Annotated in this window: 14 protein-coding genes and 1 pseudogene; 7 read left to right on the forward strand and 8 right to left on the reverse strand. The window is 59.0% G+C overall.

All coding sequences use genetic code 11. The annotated features are described in order from the left end of the window. Positions 1-2: 2 nt before the first annotated feature. Positions 3-1,688 carry an alpha,alpha-trehalase TreA gene (gene treA, locus ACR6A7_RS13505; protein ID WP_434125407.1) on the reverse strand — a complete coding sequence of 562 codons (1,686 nt, stop codon included), beginning with the start codon at positions 1,686-1,688 and terminating at the stop codon, positions 3-5. A 201-nt stretch (positions 1,689-1,889) separates the two neighbouring features. Between treA and ghrA the strand changes: the two genes are divergently transcribed. Both ghrA and ACR6A7_RS13515 read left to right on the forward strand, forming a co-directional pair. After that, positions 1,890-2,831, forward strand: coding sequence for a glyoxylate/hydroxypyruvate reductase GhrA (ghrA, locus tag ACR6A7_RS13510; protein WP_434125408.1), 942 nt, complete (start codon positions 1,890-1,892; stop codon positions 2,829-2,831). A 51-nt stretch (positions 2,832-2,882) separates the two neighbouring features. Further along, positions 2,883-3,620 (forward strand): phosphatase, encoded by a 738-nt coding sequence (locus tag ACR6A7_RS13515; RefSeq protein WP_096073005.1) that lies wholly within the window; start codon positions 2,883-2,885, stop codon positions 3,618-3,620. 350 nt (positions 3,621-3,970) lie between these two features. Here ACR6A7_RS13515 and ACR6A7_RS13520 read toward each other — a convergent pair whose 3' ends face one another. Together ACR6A7_RS13520 and ACR6A7_RS13525 are read right to left on the reverse strand one after the other, a co-directional pair. Continuing rightward, positions 3,971-4,402, reverse strand: a complete 432-nt coding sequence (locus ACR6A7_RS13520; RefSeq protein WP_434125410.1) for a hypothetical protein — start codon at positions 4,400-4,402, stop codon at positions 3,971-3,973. Further along, positions 4,399-6,561, reverse strand: a complete 2,163-nt coding sequence (locus ACR6A7_RS13525) for a glycoside hydrolase family 24 protein (protein ID WP_434125411.1) — start codon at positions 6,559-6,561, stop codon at positions 4,399-4,401. Before ACR6A7_RS13525 ends, ACR6A7_RS13520 begins: the two co-directional genes overlap by 4 nt. A 388-nt stretch (positions 6,562-6,949) precedes the next feature. On the opposite strand from ACR6A7_RS13525, the pseudogene ACR6A7_RS13530 reads away from it, so the two are divergent. After that, positions 6,950-7,219, forward strand: a pseudogene (locus ACR6A7_RS13530) (phosphatase); the annotation flags it as partial. 23 nt (positions 7,220-7,242) lie between these two features. Then, positions 7,243-7,821 (forward strand): TorD/DmsD family molecular chaperone, encoded by a 579-nt coding sequence (locus ACR6A7_RS13535; RefSeq protein ID WP_434125413.1) that lies wholly within the window; start codon positions 7,243-7,245, stop codon positions 7,819-7,821. Positions 7,822-7,835: 14 nt separating this feature from the next. Here the strand turns inward: ACR6A7_RS13535 and ACR6A7_RS13540 are convergent, their stop codons facing one another. After that, positions 7,836-9,200, reverse strand: coding sequence for a CoA transferase (locus ACR6A7_RS13540; protein ID WP_434125415.1), 1,365 nt, complete (start codon positions 9,198-9,200; stop codon positions 7,836-7,838). Positions 9,201-9,247: 47 nt separating this feature from the next. After that, positions 9,248-10,132, reverse strand: a complete 885-nt coding sequence (locus tag ACR6A7_RS13545) for a DMT family transporter (protein ID WP_048784790.1) — start codon at positions 10,130-10,132, stop codon at positions 9,248-9,250. 182 nt (positions 10,133-10,314) lie between these two features. Between ACR6A7_RS13545 and ACR6A7_RS13550 the strand changes: the two genes are divergently transcribed. After that, the gene (locus tag ACR6A7_RS13550) at positions 10,315-11,037 is read left to right on the forward strand and encodes a glutamine amidotransferase (RefSeq protein WP_434125417.1); all 723 of its coding nucleotides are present in this window, start codon (positions 10,315-10,317) and stop codon (positions 11,035-11,037) included. Here ACR6A7_RS13550 and ACR6A7_RS13555 read toward each other — a convergent pair. Further along, entirely contained in the window at positions 11,025-11,588 is a 564-nt protein-coding gene (locus ACR6A7_RS13555) for a class I SAM-dependent methyltransferase (protein WP_434125419.1), read from the reverse strand. The genes ACR6A7_RS13550 and ACR6A7_RS13555 overlap by 13 nt on opposite strands. A gap of 234 nt (positions 11,589-11,822) precedes the next feature. Here ACR6A7_RS13555 and exaC point away from each other — a divergent pair, with 234 nt between their 5' ends. Continuing rightward, on the forward strand, positions 11,823-13,343 hold the full coding sequence (gene exaC, locus ACR6A7_RS13560) for an acetaldehyde dehydrogenase ExaC (protein WP_434125420.1): 1,521 nt from the start codon (positions 11,823-11,825) through the stop codon (positions 13,341-13,343). A gap of 180 nt (positions 13,344-13,523) precedes the next feature. Beyond that, positions 13,524-13,691, forward strand: coding sequence for a hypothetical protein (locus ACR6A7_RS13565; protein ID WP_434125422.1), 168 nt, complete (start codon positions 13,524-13,526; stop codon positions 13,689-13,691). Between the two features lie 187 nt (positions 13,692-13,878). Here ACR6A7_RS13565 and fumA read toward each other — a convergent pair whose 3' ends face one another. Both fumA and ACR6A7_RS13575 read right to left on the reverse strand, forming a co-directional pair. Continuing rightward, positions 13,879-15,525, reverse strand: a complete 1,647-nt coding sequence (gene fumA / locus ACR6A7_RS13570) for a class I fumarate hydratase FumA (RefSeq protein ID WP_434125424.1) — start codon at positions 15,523-15,525, stop codon at positions 13,879-13,881. Between the two features lie 154 nt (positions 15,526-15,679). Continuing rightward, positions 15,680-17,188, reverse strand: coding sequence for an anion permease (locus ACR6A7_RS13575; protein WP_434125533.1), 1,509 nt, complete (start codon positions 17,186-17,188; stop codon positions 15,680-15,682). Between the last annotated feature and the right edge of the window lie 403 nt (positions 17,189-17,591).

Below are 17,591 nucleotides of genomic sequence, written 5' to 3' on the forward strand. Positions count from 1 at the left end.
GGTTACTTCGCTGTTGCCGCGGCCTGAGGAATATCCTGCGCGCTGTTGCAGGTTTTCTCTTTCGGACAGTATTTATCGAGCAGCATCAGCGTCACGCCGTTGGTCCAGCCGAAGCCGTCCTGCAGCGGATATTCGCCGCCGCCGCCACCGCCGAGATTCGGCCCATCAACCACATATTTCTCAACCAGCTTATGCTCTTTGTCGTAAGTGGTCTGAACGTTCTGCAGGAAGCGCATGCCGACCTGCTGCGCCAGCTGCGGCTTGTTGTAGTGCTCCAGACCTTCTACCGCCACCCACTGCAGCGGCGCCCAGCCGTTAGGGGCATCCCACTGCTGGCCATTGTTCACCGTGGTGGTGAGCAGACCGCCCGCTTTCAGCAGCTGTTTCTCTACCGCCGAGGCGGTGCGGTCAGCCTGCTTGTCGCTGGCCAGCTGCATATAGAGCGGGAAGAGCGCTGCGGCGGTCAGCTGCGGGCTGGCCTGGCGCGTTTTGCTGTCGTAGTCGGCGTACCAGCCCTGCTTCTCATCCCACAGGTAGCGGTTGACCGCCGCCTGGCGCTTCTCCGCCCGATCGGCGAACTGCTTCGCCTTATCCTGCTGCTTATCGAGGCGATACGCTTTGGCCAGCGTCTGTTCCAGATGGAACATCAGGCTGTTGAGGTCCACCGGTGCCAGCTGAGTGGTGCGGATTGAGGCGAGATTATGCGCGTCGCTGAACCAGCGCGAGCTAAAATCCCAGCCGGACGCGGCGCCGGCACGCAGATCGCGATAGAGTTCGCCTTTGTCGCGCTGCGGCGCGTTCTTCGCGGTTTTGACGTCATCCAGCCAGGATTCGGTGCGCGGCGCGTCGCGGGCGTCCCAGTAGCGGTTAAGCACGGTGCCGTCCGCCAGCTTCATCACGCGCTTGCTCGCCTGACCAGCGGCGACGCTATCGCTGTCCGCCATCCAGTAGTCATACTCTTTCTGCAGCTGCGGCAGGTATTTGGTGTAGGCCGCGTCGCCTGCGTGCGTTGCCAGCAGATCGACCATCAGGCTAAAGAACGGCGGCTGCGAGCGGCTGAGGTAGTAGCTGCGGTTACCGTTGGGAATATGACCGTAGGTATCCAGCTCCCAGGCGAAGTTATCCACCATATCCTGTACGCGATCCCAGTGGCCGCTTTCAGCCAGGCCGAGCATGGTGAAATAGCTGTCCCAGTAGTAAACCTCGCGGAAGCGGCCGCCCGGCACCACATAGGGTTTCGGCAGCGGCAGCAGCGAATCGTAGCGCCCGGCGCTTTTGGCGGTGCGCGTCAGCACTGGCCACAGGCCGTCAATATGTGCGCGCAGGCTCTGACCGGCGGGCGGCACATATTTTTCGCCCGCGGCGGGCAGGGTAAAGTTGCTGTCGACAAAGCGCTTCAGATCGAAGTTGCGCTGATTTTTTTGCATCTGCCAGTCTGCCAGAATCGACGCGGGATCGAACTTCGGCACCGCGTCAGCAAAGGTTTTCTGGTCGGGATAGAACTGCGCCTGCTGCACCGCGTTGAACAACGGACCCAGCCGAACGTCCGGCGGCTGCGGCTGGCTGCTGAGCATGCGTGAGTTATCCTCTGCGTGCGCCGTCAGCGCAGGCAGACCCAGCAGCAGCGTCAGCAGCACTGGCGCGACTCCATGACGCCCGACAGGCGCGGTTACGACAGTTTTCTTCATCGGTTTTTCTCCTTGTCCGAAAGGCGGCCGCGCGTAACGCATTGACCACTCAAACAACTTTAGTCGCAATCTGACAACGTGGCGCGGCGACGCTGCGGAAATGTGAAGCAGACCAGGCGTAAGCGTGAGGGCGAAGAGGTGGTTTTTGCTTGCCCTGGCGGCGCTTTTGCCGGAGGCTGAGGGCAAAAAACGAGGATTGAGATGGATATTATCTGGTATCACCCGACGCAGGACGGCGAAATCTGGCTGTCGGGTCTGCGGCGGCGTCTGCCGCAGGCGCAGGTGCGGCGCTGGCAGCCCGGTGACGAGGCACCCGCCGATTACGCTATTCTGTGGCAGCCGCCGCGCGAGATGCTGGCGCATCGCGCCGGACTGCGGGGCGTATTCGTGATGGGCGCCGGGGTTGACGATATGCTCACCCGGCTGGCGCGCTATCCCGATATGCTGCCGCCGTCGGTGCCGCTGGTTCGCCTGGAGGATAGCGGTATGGCGCGGCAGATGCAGGAGTATGCGCTCTGCTGCGTGCTGGGCTGGTTCCGCCGCTTCGACGACTACGCCAGACAGCAGCAGCAGGCGCAGTGGCACCCTCTGCCGCCGACGACGCGCGAGAGGTTCAGCGTCGGCGTGCTCGGCGCAGGCGTGCTGGGGCAGAGCGTTATTGAGGCGCTGCGGCCCTGGGGCTTCCCGCTGCGCGTCTGGAGCCGAACGCCGAAGCGCATCCCGGGCGTCGAGAGCTTTGCCGGACGCGAAAGCCTTGACGACTTTCTGCGCGGCGCGCAGGTAGCGATCAATCTCCTGCCCACCACGCCGGAAACCCTCAACCTGTTTGACGCGCGCACCCTGAGCCAGCTGCCTCAGCACGCCTGCTTCCTCAATATGGCGCGCGGCGCGCAGGTGGTGGAGGCGGATCTGCTGGCGGCGCTGGAGAGCGGGCAGCTGCGCGCTGCCGCGCTCGATGTGTTTCAGCAGGAGCCGCTGCCGCAGGAGCATCCGCTGTGGCGTCATCCGCGCGTCACCATCACCCCGCATATTGCGGCATTGACCCTGGCAGATGAGGCGATGGACACCATTACCCGCGCCATCCGCGCCATCGAGGCGGGCGAACGGCCCTCAGGCTGCGTCGATCGCCAGCGCGGCTATTGAATTCCGGTTAACTGACTGGCCGTTCGAGCGGACGGCAGAGAGGAGAAAATAATGTACCCCGTTGATTTGCATATGCATACCGTCGCCAGCACCCACGCCTACAGCACGCTGCACGACTACGTCGCGCAGGCGAAAAATAACGGCATCAGGCTGTTCGCCATTACCGACCACGGCCCCGACATGGCCGACGCGCCGCACTACTGGCACTTCGTCAATATGAAAATCTGGCCGCGCGTCATCGACGGCGTCGGCATTTTGCGCGGTATCGAAGCCAATATTAAAAATCAGCAGGGCGAAATCGACTGCTCCGGCCCGATGCTCGGCTCGCTGGATCTGATTATCGCCGGTTTTCATGAGCCGGTTTACGCGCCGCGCGACAAGAGCCATCACACCGATGCGATGATCGCCACCATGGCGAACGGCGTGGCGCATATTATCAGCCATCCGGGCAACCCGAAGTTCCCGGTCGATATCCGCGCCGTCGCCGAAGCGGCCGCGCACTACAACGTGGCGCTGGAGATCAATAACTCCTCCTTTACCACCTCACGTCCCGGCAGCGAGCCGAACTGCCGCGCCATCGCCGAAGCGGTGCGCGACGCGGGCGGCAAACTGGCCTTCGGCTCCGACTCCCACACCGCGTTTACGCTGGGCGACTTCGAGCACTGCCTGCGCATCACGCGCGCAGTGGATTTTCCCGAGGATCGCGTGTTAAATGTCACGCCGCGCCGCCTGCTCGATTTTCTGGAGCAGCGTACCGGCAAGCAGATTGCCGAACTGGCGGATTTCTGACCCTTACTGCAAGGGCGTTACGTTTGGCAGAGAGGCAAGATCAGGCAAAAGGGCGATGGGAATAAAGGAGTGGTCAGTGCTGCTGTGATTGTCTGAGTACCCCAGGGCAAGCCTGATAAGCGGTGCAGGAAGGCGTTTAAGGAAGAGTGATGCCTTGCTGGTATTATGACTGGTAAAGGTGAGATTCAAAGCCAATGACATAAATTTGGAAAGTAGAAGAGGGGATACCATAGGGTATCCCTATCCAAAAAAAGAAAAGCTCCACTGAGATATAAAAATATCTGACGTGCCAGTTTTTTATCGGTAGTCCTGAGAAATGTTGCAGTTGTAAGGCTAAGGCCAGGTGAAAATTATTTTTCACATTTATGTAAATTAATAACGCCATCTTCAGCATAAGACTGCACAAAATCGGGATCGTTGGTCCAAAAATATTTCATTTTCTTATCATCGTAAAAGCCTTTCCAGTGCAACTTGCCATGTTGATTGATAATACTGAGTTCTGCGACTGGTTTTATGAGGCTTATATTTCTCCAGTCGAGATTCATACCTCCTCTACCGAGGTCTGCAACACCATCATAAAAAATATTAAAATTATTATTATCGACTTCTTTTAAGTGAAAATTAATAACTATTTGATTGTCATTAATAATAAGTGTATTAGGCTTATTGTTAATCTCTATAGAGAAGCCTTTTCCGTCACACGTGGTACCCCACAAACCCAAGCCTGGGCTGGCATGTGTTGCCATAGAAATGAATAATAGAAAAATTGTCCAGCGTTTCATTGTATAGACTCCGCAATGGTTGAAATAAATCCAATATCAAGATGAAGGTCTGACCGTCCTGCTAATTCTTCCTCAAGGTAATGGTTGTACAATGAAAGTGCTTCTTGTTCTGATTTTGCAGGCTGTCCATATCTACCCGGAGGAAGGCTCGCCCACTCGTAGCTCAGTATATCTAACGCCCCTTCTATATCACCAGACATGATTTTGTCTAAAGCGTGTTTTCTTTTATATTTAAAAATCAAAACACAAAATTCATCCTGGGATTTAGGTGTAAAATCAGTAATGTCCCTATCGGCCCGACGAGAAACCATTGTGGGATCACTCCAGGTATATCCCATTACCTGGTATGCTCCTGCTGCTGATGAGGTTAGATTGCCCCTGGTAATAGAAATTTGCGGGTGATTGCTAAAGTTTTTATGGTAATCACTAATGAACGACTGTCCACCGAACAAAGTTTCATAGCCAGATTCACCAACAGTTCCTTCTCTAACTCGAAGCATACGCATGAATGCTCTTACCCTTGCTTCTGCGAGAGACAGTGCAGAAAACTTTATCGCGTCCAAAAACACAACCGGGTGCATATGCCAGACAGGCTCACCACTGCTAAACGCTGCTACTTGTTTCATCCATTCCATATTGTCAAACCACTGGCGCACATACTCCACATACAGGCGATCGATGCGTTGCAGAAAGGTTTTCCAGCGATGATGCTGACTGCCGCCAAACCATTCACTGTCATGTTTCACTACCATCCGCGCCGCGATATCCCTTACATCCATCTCCGGAAAGTGGACCGCGTGATACAGCTCCGCCCCGGACAGGTCGTCACTGTTGTCACCGTCCATTTTTCGGAGGATAGCCTTATACCAGGTGGAAACCTGTTTTTCCTGAATGCTGCGTTCAGGCCTCACCCACTCCGCAAGGTGCGTAAATGCTGATTTTATCCAGCCCTCACGCAGGGATTGTGTCATGTCAGCCGTAGGTGGTTCTTCAAAAGCCGAGAAACCGAGCTTTATCAGATCGTACTGAGCAATGTCTACATCAACATCCGCCTCACTCAGCCAGGCACCTTCCTCGATCTCAAACCAGCGTTTCCCGCTGTTGTCGTTGAACGAATGGCATTTTTCCTGCGGCATGATTTTGTGAATATCTTTTTTTACCTGTACGGCTGTACGGATAAACGTGTCGCCGCTGCGTTGGTACAGGTAGCTCCCCGGTTGGATATGCATATATGTCTGACCACGTTTTACTCGGGCGGTGTTGTTAAGAAAATCCCGCATACGGCTGTCGGTGCTCAGGAGTTCGATATGTACAAAGTTGCTTTTTTCCACCCCCTGCATCCCATTCGGCGCAATGTCCTCCGCCAGATATCCCACAGCATCCCCGGCGGCAACAGTGTATTTAGTGGTGAGCGTGATCGCTTTATCATAAGCTCCCTCCGCGATAGCCTGTTGCATCCACGCGGGCAAGTGCGACCGTTGCTGGCCATCCGGGCGCATAAACGCTGGATTAAGCGATACCCAGAATGCCGCGCCGTTCATCTCTGACTTACTGTTCAGCTTCCGGGCAAGCCCGAACCGCTGGTGCACGCCGTCCAGTTCAAACGTGTTTTCCCGCAGCACCACCACGCGATCACCTGTCTTAAGATGCCCTACGGATGGCTCGAGAGAGTGCTCTCCCGTTTTTTCCTGCCCGATTTGTTGGCGTTTCCGCAGTTTATTTCCCCGCTTCGTGACCTGATATATCTGATGCACAGGAAAGGCAGACAGCGGGGCAAGCCCCATGTAGAGCGCGTAAAAATCCAGGGCATTTTCCGGTTTTTCAGTATCCGGCGTGCAGGTGGATTTAACCAGTACAAAAGTGCTGGAATACTGCAACGCATTCCCCATGTAATCGCTGGAGAGATAGTCCTGATTCAGTCGCCAGGCCACCACCTCGCCTCCTGCCATAAACTGAAGCGGGACGGCGGTATCTGCTGTTTCGCGAGTGAGTACCGATTCGGGCGCACTTACATCTGTAATATGAAGTCCGCCATGCCACATGGCATTTGTCCCGGCAAGCCAGGAACCATGAGGCTCCTGAAGTATACGGGCCATAATTTCATCGACTGTGGAGTAATGGTCGTCGTTTGCTTTTTTGGCAGGAAAACAGATATCCATTTGCATAATCCTTTGCTGATAGACAGGTAAGTTCTTGAAAAAGCCAATTTAGTTTATTTTATAAATAATAACCACACAATTAATAAGAGTTATTGTGAGTCCAGATTATTTTTCGGTAATATTCAGTAAACTGAAGATACAAGATACCAATCAGCAGGCTTTCTTACTCCCCGATGAGACGATTTCAAAAGTGCTTTCTACCAAAATTGCAAAATAAATGAACATATCCCTGCCCATTGTCTGATCGGCCAGGCAGACTTAAATTGTTCAACAGGAAATATCAGGAAGTAAGGATGATGATTGCTCTGTGCCTTAGTCTTGTGCATAAGAAATCAGAGATAAGACGGTTTATTTAATGGTATTTCCGCGTGCGCCTGGAACGGGATGTATCAATAATTGCCTCTTTACCACCTCACGTCCCGGCAGCGAGCCGAACTGCCGCGCCATCGCCGAAGCGGTGCGCGACGCGGGCGGCAAACTGGCCTTCGGCTCCGACTCCCACACCGCGTTTACGCTGGGCGACTTCGAGCACTGCCTGCGCATCACGCGCGCAGTGGATTTTCCCGAGGATCGCGTGTTAAATGTCACGCCGCGCCGCCTGCTCGATTTTCTGGAGCAGCGTACCGGCAAGCAGATTGCCGAACTGGCGGATTTCTAACCCTTTTGCCTCTGGAATAGTGCATGAACGAGTTTTCCATCCTCTGCCGCGTGATCGGCTCCCTGTTTAACCGTCAGCCGCAGGATCCGCTGCTGGTTCCGCTGTTTACGCTGCTGCGCGAGGGCAAACTTGGCGCGCAGTGGCCGCTTGAGCAGGAGGAGCTGCTGCAGCGCCTGCAGCAGAACAGCGATCCGCAGGCGCTGGCAGCGGATTACAACGCGCTGTTCGTCGGCCCCGACTGTAAGGTGCCGCCTTACGCCTCACAGTGGCCGGAAGGCAAGCCGGAGCCGGAGGTGCGCGCCTTTCTCGCCTCGCGCGGCATGCCGCTCAGCGACGCGCCCGCCGACCACTTCGGCGTGCTGATGCTGGCGGCCTCCTGGCTGGAAGATCAGTCGGCGGAAGATGAGAGCGCGGCGCAGTGCGCCCTGTTCGACAGCTATCTGCTCCCCTGGTGCGGCGCCTTTCTTGGCAAGGTCGAGGCGCACGCCACCACCGCCTTCTACCGCACGCTGGCGATGCTCAGCCGTGAGGCTATCCAGGCGATGTGGGATGAGCTGAACGAGGCCGACGAAGAGGGCGGCGAAGAGGGCGGCGAAGCCTGACCCCGCCCGCTCCTTTACCAGCACGCCGGGTGCGTGCCAGCCTCGTAGCCTGGCGTGGCGCAGAGTTGCGGCGTGCCGGGCAGCCGCGCAGCGGCGCGCAGCCGTTCTCCGATGCCCCAGGGCGTCAGCTCCACCGTCGGCAGCGTATCGTGCGCATGCGCTTGAATTCCCGCTGACAGAGCCGCGCCCCGGCTGGGATGCTGCTGCAACAGCAGGGCGGTACGCGCCAGCGACAGCCGCGCCTCCACGCCGTGGCCGGTCGTGTGGCGCTGGCGCAGTCCCTCCAGCGCCGCGGCGGCCATCAGATAACCGGTGGCGTGATCGAGCGCCTGTACCGGCAGCGGCGTTGGCTTCTCGCTTTGCGACCAGCGCATACCGCTCTCGGCGATGCCGCACGCCATCTGCACCAGACTGTCGAAGCCGCGGCGGTTGCGCCACGGGCCGTGCCAGCCCCAGGCGTTCAGGCTCACGTCCACCAGGCCGGGCGCCAGCCGGGCGCGCGCCTCAGCGTCGAATCCCAGCTGTTCCAGCGCATCGGCGCGATAGCCGTGCACCAGCACGTCCGCCTGCTGCAGCAGCGCGCGCAGCGTCTCGCGGCCCGCCGCCGTTTTAAAATCCACCACGGCGCGCCGTTTGCCGCAGGCGATCTCTTCATCCAGCGTCGGCTCGCGCCAGCCGGGCGGGTCGAGACGCAGCACCTGCGCGCCGAGGCTGGCGAGAAAGCGGGTCGCTACCGGCCCGGCGATGACGCGCGTCAGATCCAGCACCCGCACGCCGAGCAGCGGTCGCGCAGCGAGCATCGGCCAGCTGCGCGCGGGCGCAGCGGCGCCCTTTCGCCAGGCGATCAGCGGCTCTTCGCGCACCGCCTGGCCCTGCGGATGCTGCCGCCACGCTTGTTCGCCACGCATCGTTGCGGCGCAGCCGCCTGCGTCGACCACCGCCTGCTCAAGCGCGTCAGCCTGCCAGCGCGCCACCTGCCGCGCCAGCGCATCGCGGTCAGGATGCTGGCCCAGTACGCGCTCCATTGCCGCGCGATGCGGCGGCGCGTTGGTGTGCAGGCGGATCCAGCCGTCGGCGCTGCGATAGTCGCCGGCAAAGGCGTCCCACAGCGCGGGCGCAGGGCGATTGCGGGGAAAGAAGCTGGTCTGAAACCAGCGCGAGGCGAGGCGTACATTGACGCTCACCGGCTGGCGGGCGCCGATAAAATCCGCCGTCGCCTGGGTTGCCAGCCCGATGCTGGCGGCCGCCAGCTCGCTGACGGCGAAAGCGGATGAGAAGGTCGCGGTATCAAGAAAGGTAGGTGGGGCGGTTGCGTCGCCGGGGCCACGCAATCCTTGCCACAGCTGCTGCCACAGCGACGCGGCAAGCTGATAATCCATAAGCATTCTCCAGAAACAGACGGTATCCAGAGCATAGCACCGCTTTTTCAGCGGCGACGCAGACGCGGAAAGCGCGCGTGCATGCGCAGGCTGCGCAGATTGATAACCGCTATCGCCGTGCCGCACACCACCAGCGAGGCGCCGATGATTTTAAAACTGTTGAGGCTGTCGCCCAGCACCACGATGCCCATCAGCACCGACAGCACCGGCGTCAGCAGCGAGTAGGGCATAATCAGATTGACGTTGTACTGCTTCAGCAGCCCATACCAGAGGGTATAGGCAACAATCGACGAGGCGAGCGCGCTGTAGAGAATGCCGAACCAGCCGCGCCATCCCGCCTGGCTCAGAGCGTAGAACTGGTGCGACTCCATCACGAAGCTCGACAGGCCGACGATGGGCACCGCCAGAAAGGCGATCCAGCCGGTCATGGTCAGCGGCTTGATCGGCGGCGATTTTTTCACAATCAGGTTGCTGACCGCCCAGCCGGTGGCGCTGCAGAGCAGGATCGCCAGCACCCACCAGGCGGGGATGGTCGGGCTGCCGGAGAGCACCGCCACGCCGCACAGGGAAATAGCGATGCCGACCAGCTGAATCGCTCTCAGCCGCTCTTTCAGCACCGCCATCGCCAGCAGCATGGCGATCGGCGTGCCGAGCTGCACCACAATCGCGCCGGTGCCGGCGTCGGTATAGCGCATGCCGACGAACAGCAGCGAGAAGTGCATAAAGCCGAAGGTAAAGGCGAGCGCCAGCAGCCAGGGAAGCTGCTGGCGGGTGATGCGGCAGAAGGGGATCAGCACAATCGCCACCACCACAAAGCGCATGCAGGTGAGAAACAGCGGCGGCAGCTCCAGCAGGCCCCACTTCACCGCCACGTTATTGAATGCCCAGATAGAAACCACCATCAAGATAAGAAAAAAATGCCGCAGAGCCACAATCCCGTCCTTCGCTGTTGTTTTTCGCCACGCTCTAATGATGGCACGAAGGGGGAAGAGGCCGACAGGCGATGACAAATATTTTTCTGTTATGACAGCAGCAGGAAAATCATAAGACAGGGCGCCGCTTTGCTGTCAGACTGACTCACCGAGACGTTCACCCGTAGAGGATCCGATTCGGTATGACATCCACTTCCGTTTTGCCCCTTGCCCTGATTCAGTTAGAAGTCCCGCCTGCCGAGGTTGCCGCACGTATCGGCGAGCAGCCGCGCTGGTTTATTGACGCGCTTGATCTGCAACCTGATGAGTACCTCATTGTACGCCCGCACCTTGGCGAATCGCTGCCGCAGTTTGACCAGATCAGCGGTGCTATCCTGAGCGGCTCCTGGGCGATGGTGACTGACCACGCCGAGTGGAGCGAGCGTAGCGCGGCGTGGGTGCGGGCAGCGATCGAGGCTGAGCTGCCGCTGCTGGGCGTCTGCTACGGACACCAGCTGATGGCCTATGCGCTGGGCGGGAAGGTGGCGGACAACCCCAACGGCTGGGAGCGCGGCCTGCTGCCGCTGACGTGCAACCCGGCGATGCAGCGCGATGCGCTGCTTTCGGCGCTGCCGGCACGCTTCAGCGCCTGGCTGTCGCATCGTCAGTCGGTGATCGCCCCGCCGCCTCAGGCGCAGGTGCTGGCCACCTCGGAGAAAGATCCCTGTCAGATCCTGCGCTACTCGCCGCAGGCGCTGTCGGTGCAGTTTCACCCGGAATTCTCACGCCGCATTATGAGCGCCTGCCTGCCTCCGGGCGTCAGCGACAGCGGCGCGGATATTGAGGGCGCGGACTGGGCGCGGCAGCTGCTGACGGCGTTCTGGCTGCAGACGCGCCCGCAGGCGAGCCAGGCTCAGGGCGCGTAGCTGCGCCGACAGCGATAAACCCAGGCGGGCGGCACGTTTTTCAGCACCCGCTGACGCTGCCAGATAAAGTAGCGCGAGAGATCGGGCTGGGTAATCGAGGTGTACTGAAACTGCACGAAGAGGCCGTCCGGGCCGAGCGCATTGAACGCGGCGCGCAGAATCTCGTCGCGCAGCGTCGGCGGCAGCGACAGCAGCGGCAGGCCGGAAAAGATCGCGTCATATTCGCCGGTCAGAGAGGCCGCCGAACAGTTGCGCACCTGCAGGCGCGCATCCTCCAGCGCGCGCAGCTTATCCGCCAGCGGCGCGTTGATCTCAAACGCATCCAGTGTCGCCTGCGGCTGCATACGCGCCAGCAGATGACGCGTCAGCACGCCGTCGCCCGCGCCAAGTTCGGCGACGCGCAGGGCACTGCGCCAGCAGACGCTGTCGCTCATGGCGCGGCACAGCGCCGCCGACGAGGGCGTAATGCTGCCCATCTTGCGCGGATGGCGAATAAACTGATGTATAAAGTCTGCTTTTGCGCGCATAAGGGTAAAAGCCGAAGCCAGCATGTCACTCTCTCCTGTGATTAACCTTTTCTGTTGACCCTGTTTCGGCCTGAGGTTTCGCTTTTTTTTGCCGCCTCGGCTTATTCTCAGAATTATCCGTGCGCACGGGCGGCGCGCTTTTCCTTTGCAGCGGTCACAGTTTCCGACTGCAACATCTGACAGGCTAGGTTTGTTCATTCATTGTTAACAATAAGTTTCATCGTTGTTTCAATTCCAGCCATGTTAAGGAGATTCACCATGCGTTACGCCTCTCCCGGGGAACAGGGTTCTCTGATTCAGCTGCAGAAAACCTACGGCAACTTCATTAACGGCGAATTTGTGACGCCGGTGAACGGCAACTACTTTACCAACACGTCGCCGGTCAACGGTTCGGTGGCGGGGGAATTCCCGCGCTCGGACAAGGCGGATGTGGATAAAGCGGTCGCCGCCGCGCACGCCGCCGCCGAAGCCTGGGGTAAAACCTCACCGCAGCAGCGATCGCTGGCGCTGCTCAGGATCGCCGATCGGCTGGAGCAAAATCTGGAATATATGGCGGTGAATGAGACCTGGGATAACGGCAAGCCGGTGCGCGAAACCCTGGCCGCCGATATGCCGCTCGCGGTGGATCATTTCCGCTATTTCGCCGGCTGCGTGCGCGCCCAGGAGGGCACGGCCGCCGAGATCGACGAGTTTACCGCCGCCTACCATTTCCATGAGCCGCTCGGCGTGGTGGCGCAGATTATCCCCTGGAACTTCCCGCTGCTGATGGCGGCATGGAAGCTGGCACCAGCACTGGGCGCGGGCAACTGCGTGGTGCTGAAGCCCGCCGAGCAGACGCCGCTGAGCATTACCCTGTTTGTCGAGCTGATCAAAGATCTGCTGCCGCCCGGTGTGCTGAACGTGGTGCACGGCTACGGCAAAGAGGCGGGCGAGGCGCTGGCCTCTCATCCCGACATCGCCAAAGTAGCTTTTACCGGCTCCACGGCGACCGGCGGCCATATTCTCGAGCTGGCGGCGAAGAGCATGATCCCCTCGACCGTCGAGCTGGGCGGCAAATCGCCGAACATCTTCTTCGAAGATATCATGCAGGCGGAGGAGAGCTTTATCGAGAAGGCGGCTGAAGGGGTGGTGCTCGGCTTCCTGAATCAGGGCGAGGTGTGTACCTGCCCGTCGCGCGCGCTGGTGCAGGAGTCCATCTACGAGCCCTTTATGGCGGCGGTGATGAAGCGCATCAAAACCATCAAGCGCGGCGATCCAATGGACAGCGAAACCATGGTCGGCGCGCAGGCGTCGCAGCAGCAGTTCGACAAGATCCTCTCCTATCTGGAGATTGCGCGTCAGGAAGGGGCAGAGGTGCTGACCGGCGGCGGCGTAGAGACGCTGGAAGGCTCGCTCGCCAGCGGCTACTACATTCAGCCGACGCTGCTGAAGGGCGACAACAGCATGCGCGTCTTTCAGGAGGAGATTTTCGGGCCGGTGGTCGGCATCACCACCTTTAAGGATGAGGCGGAAGCGATCGCTATCGCCAACGACTCGATTTACGGGCTGGGTGCCGGCGTCTGGACGCGCGATATCAACCGCGCCTACCGCGTCGGTCGCGCCATCAAGGCGGGGCGCGTCTGGACCAACTGCTATCACCTCTATCCGGCGCACGCCGCTTTCGGCGGCTATAAAAAATCGGGCATCGGACGCGAGACGCACAAGATGATGCTGGACCACTATCAGCAGACCAAAAACCTGCTGGTGAGCTACAGCGTTCAGCCGCTCGGTTTCTTCTGATTTCGCAATCTGCGGCGCGCTGCTCTCTGGGCAACGCGCCGTTTTTGTTTCATATTAATCCCGGCGCATTTCGCGTTTTTTCGACCCATTGTTAACTGTCATCGCCCTGTAAGATTGCAATGGCATGGTCAGGACGGTGGTTCCTGACGGGCCTGAGGCCGAACTGAATAAGGAATGTTGATGAACGAATTTTATAACGTGCTGACTGAATATGACGAGGTGCTGGACGGGCTGGAGTACAGCATTATTGCGGTTAATCTGCCGGTTTCGCTGCGCGATGGCGATGCCGCCGCTCGACTGCGGGCGGGAGAAGCGAGCGATGCGGCGGAAGTGCCGCGTTTCTGGTAAAAATAGTTTGCTGTAAGGGCGCCTTTGGCCGTTGCGCAGACGCGGGCGGCAGGGTCTGATCGCAAAGTCGCTCAAGGCATCCATGCTCGCTCGGCCCGCGACATCCTTGTCGCGGGACGCTTTGCTCTTCAGACCCTGCCGCCCGCTTATCAAAACGTGGTGCGGTTTTTAAGAGTCTGCTTCAGTGCTATTTCACGCAGCGCGCGCAGCTGCTGTCCTGAATCTGCTTAAAGAAGTCGTTGCCTTTGTCGTCCACCAGGATAAACGCCGGGAAATTCTCAACCTCAATCTTCCAGATCGCCTCCATCCCCAGTTCGGCATACTCCACGCACTCCAGCTTTTTGATGCTCTGCTGCGCCAGCACCGCCGCCGGGCCGCCGATACTGCCGAGATAAAACCCGCCGTGCTTATGGCAGGCGTCCGTCACCTGCTGGCTGCGGTTGCCCTTCGCCAGCATAATCATGCTGCCGCCGTGCGACTGCAGCAGATCGACGTAGGAATCCATGCGGCCAGCGGTGGTCGGGCCGAGCGAGCCTGAGGCGTAGCCTTCTGGCGTTTTCGCCGGACCGGCGTAATAGATCGGGTGATCTTTCACGTACTGCGGCAGCCCTTCGCCGCTGTCGATACGCTCTTTCAGTTTGGCGTGCGCGATATCGCGCGCCACGATAATGGTGCCGCTCAGCGACAGACGCGTCGAGACCGGATAAGCGGAGAGCTGCGCCAGAATCTCTTTCATCGGTCGGTTAAGATCGACGCTCACGACGCCGCCTTCGCCCTGCTGGCGCAGCGCTTCCGGAATATACTGCGCCGGGTTGTCCTCCAGCTTCTCAATCCAGATGCCGTCGCGGTTGATCTTCGCTTTGATATTGCGGTCCGCCGAACAGGAGACGCCCATGCCCACCGGGCAGGAGGCACCGTGGCGCGGCAGGCGGATCACGCGGATATCGTGCGCGAAATATTTGCCGCCGAACTGCGCGCCGAGGCCGAGCTGCTGCGCCGCCGCCAGCAGTTCCTGCTCCAGCGCCAGATCGCGGAACGCCTGGCCATGCTCGTTGCCGCTGGTCGGCAGGCTATCGTAGTAGTGCGTCGAGGCGAGCTTCACGGTCTTCAGCGTCGCCTCCGCCGAGGTGCCGCCGATCACGAACGCGATGTGATAGGGCGGACAGGCGGCGGTGCCGAGCGACATCATCTTATCCACCAGATAGTTCTTCAGCTTGCCGGGCGAAAGCAGCGCTTTCGTCTCCTGGTAGAGATAGGTTTTGTTGGCTGAGCCGCCGCCCTTGGCGATGCAGAGGAACTTATATTCGTCGCCGTCGGTGCTGTAGATATCGATCTGCGCCGGCAGGTTGGTGCCGGTGTTCACCTCGTTATACATATCGAGCGCGGCGTTCTGCGAATAGCGCAGGTTGTCTTCGATAAAGGTGTTATAGACGCCCTGCGACAGGGCGGCTTCGTCGCCGCCGCCGGTCCAGACGCGCTGGCCTTTTTTGCCCATAATAATCGCCGTGCCGGTATCCTGGCAGGTCGGCAGCACCCCTTTGGCGGCGATCTCTGAGTTGCGCAAAAACTGCAGGGCGACATATTTATCGTTCTCGCTCGCTTCATCGTCGGCGAGGATAGCGGCGACCTGCTGCTGGTGCGCCGGACGCAGCATAAAAGAGGCGTCGTGAAATGCCTGCTGCGCCAGCAGGGTCAGCGCTTTGGGATCGACCTTCAGCACCTCTTCGCCTTCAAAGCGGGCGACGGAGACGTGCTCGCGCGTCAGCAGATAGTACTGGGTATCATCGTGGGACAGCGGAAAGGGCTCTTGATAGTAGAAAGGTTTGTTCGACATCTCGGCTCACTTATGCGGCGGCGACGACTCGCGCAGCGCGAGGCAGACAGCCGCAAATATTGTTGGTTTTTATTCCGCCAGCCGCGCGGAACGCGGCTGGCGTAAGCTGCAGGGAAAGGATTTTACACTTTATTAACCTGTTTCGTCGCCTGCTTTAGAACATCAATACCATCCACGGGTAGGCGATCAGCATCAGCAGCACCAGGAACAGCAGGCCAAAAATGGTCCCCAGACGCCAGTAGTCTTTGGTCGGCAGATAGCCGCTGCCGTAGTAAATCGGGCTGGGGCCGGTGCCGTAAGGGGTAATAATCCCCATCACGCCAAGCGAGGTGCAGAGCATCAGGCAGAACACCGGCATATTGATGCCTGGGATCGCCGCGGCGATAGTCAGCATCGCGGGGAGCAGGGCGGTGGTGTGCGCCGTGGTGCTGGCGAACAGGTAGTGCAGCAGATAGAAGGCGATAAGCAACACTACCGCGGAGACCTGTGGGTCGTAACCCTGCAGCAGCATGCCGCCCTCTTTGCCCAGCCAGGCGATAAAGCCGACGCGCGCCAGGCCATCCGCCAGCGCCACCAGCGTGGCGAACCAGGCGAAGGTGTTCCACGCCGCTTTGTTGCTGGTGATGTCGCTCCAGTTCAGCACGCCAGTCCAGAGCATCAGTATGATAACCAGCAGCGCAGCCATTGCAGGCTCGATCCAGGCGGTGGCGAAAATCCACATCAGCAGCGCGCACACCACGAAAATCAGCAGCAGAATCTCGTTGCGCGACAGTTTGCCCAGCTTTTGCAGCTCGGCGGTGGCCCAGCGCGGCACTTCGTCGTTGACCTTCACCTCCGGCGGATAGAGCCAGTACGCCAGCAGCGGCATGGTCAGGATCAGCAGCACGCCGAGCGGCAGGAAGGCGAGAAACCACATGCCCCAGGAGATATCAAAGCCCACGACGCTTTTCACCAGCGCCAGCGCCAGCAGGTTCGGCGCCAGCGCCGACAGGAACATAGAGCTGGTGATACAGGCGGCGGTAATGGCGACCCACATCAGATAGGAGCCGATGCGGCGCGCGCTCGGGTCATTGGGTTTAGAGCCGTAGAGCGGCGGCAGGTTGGCGATAATCGGGTAGATGGTGCCGCCGCTGCGCGCGGTGTTCGACGGGGTAAATGGCGCCAGCAGCAGATCGGCGAAGGTAATGGCGTAGCCGAGCGTCAGGCTGCGACGGCCAAGATACTTCACCAGAATCAGCGCCAGGCGGCGGCCGAACTGGGTTTTATCGTAGCCGGCGGCAAACATAAAGGCGCCGAAAATCAGCCAGACGGTGGAGTTGCCGAAGCCGCTGACGCCCCATTTAAACGCCTCGGTGGCGACCTTAAAGCCTGGCTTTGCCAGCTCGGCGGGGCTAAACAGCACAAACTGGCTGAAGAGGGCGATGACCACCACGCCGGTCAGGCCGATGACCGCACCCGGCAGCGGCTCGAAGATCAGGCCGACAATCACGCCGACGAAAATGGCGAAAAAGTGCCAGGCATAAGGTTCAAGTCCGGCGGGTGTGGGCACCAGCAGCAGCAGGGCGGCGACCACGACAGGCAGGGCCAGCATGATCCAGCGTTTATGTTGTCCCGGCGGCGGGACGGGCGCAGGTTGCGCGGCTTCGTTCAGCGTCGTTTTCATGTTCATAGTGAAGGTCTGCAAGTTAAAAAGAAGAGGGTGTCGGCTTTGTTGATGCGCTGTTTATTATTCTCGCGCGGAGAACGCCTCAGCAAAACCTTATTGAATAACGTCTTCATGTGACAACTTTATTAAATAAACCTTTGCTTAATGGCTATATGATGCGCCAGCCATAATAGTAAATTTTGATCTAGATCAAAGAGTGAGTCTGGCTTTTAATTGCATTAACGACGTTAAAATTCATTCTGAGCTCTTAAGAAGGTTCCTAAGTGAAAAATAACGTTGCTGGCGCTTTTTTCTGCAAATCCTGCGCCTTTTACCTCGCTGAAAAGTATAGGTTAATTTTTTTATTTAACACTAATTTGATTTTTTCAGCGCTTTCGCTAACATTACTATAACTAAAATA

The organism is Pantoea phyllosphaerae (assembly GCF_051025595.1).
GTDB lineage: Bacteria > Pseudomonadota > Gammaproteobacteria > Enterobacterales > Enterobacteriaceae > Pantoea.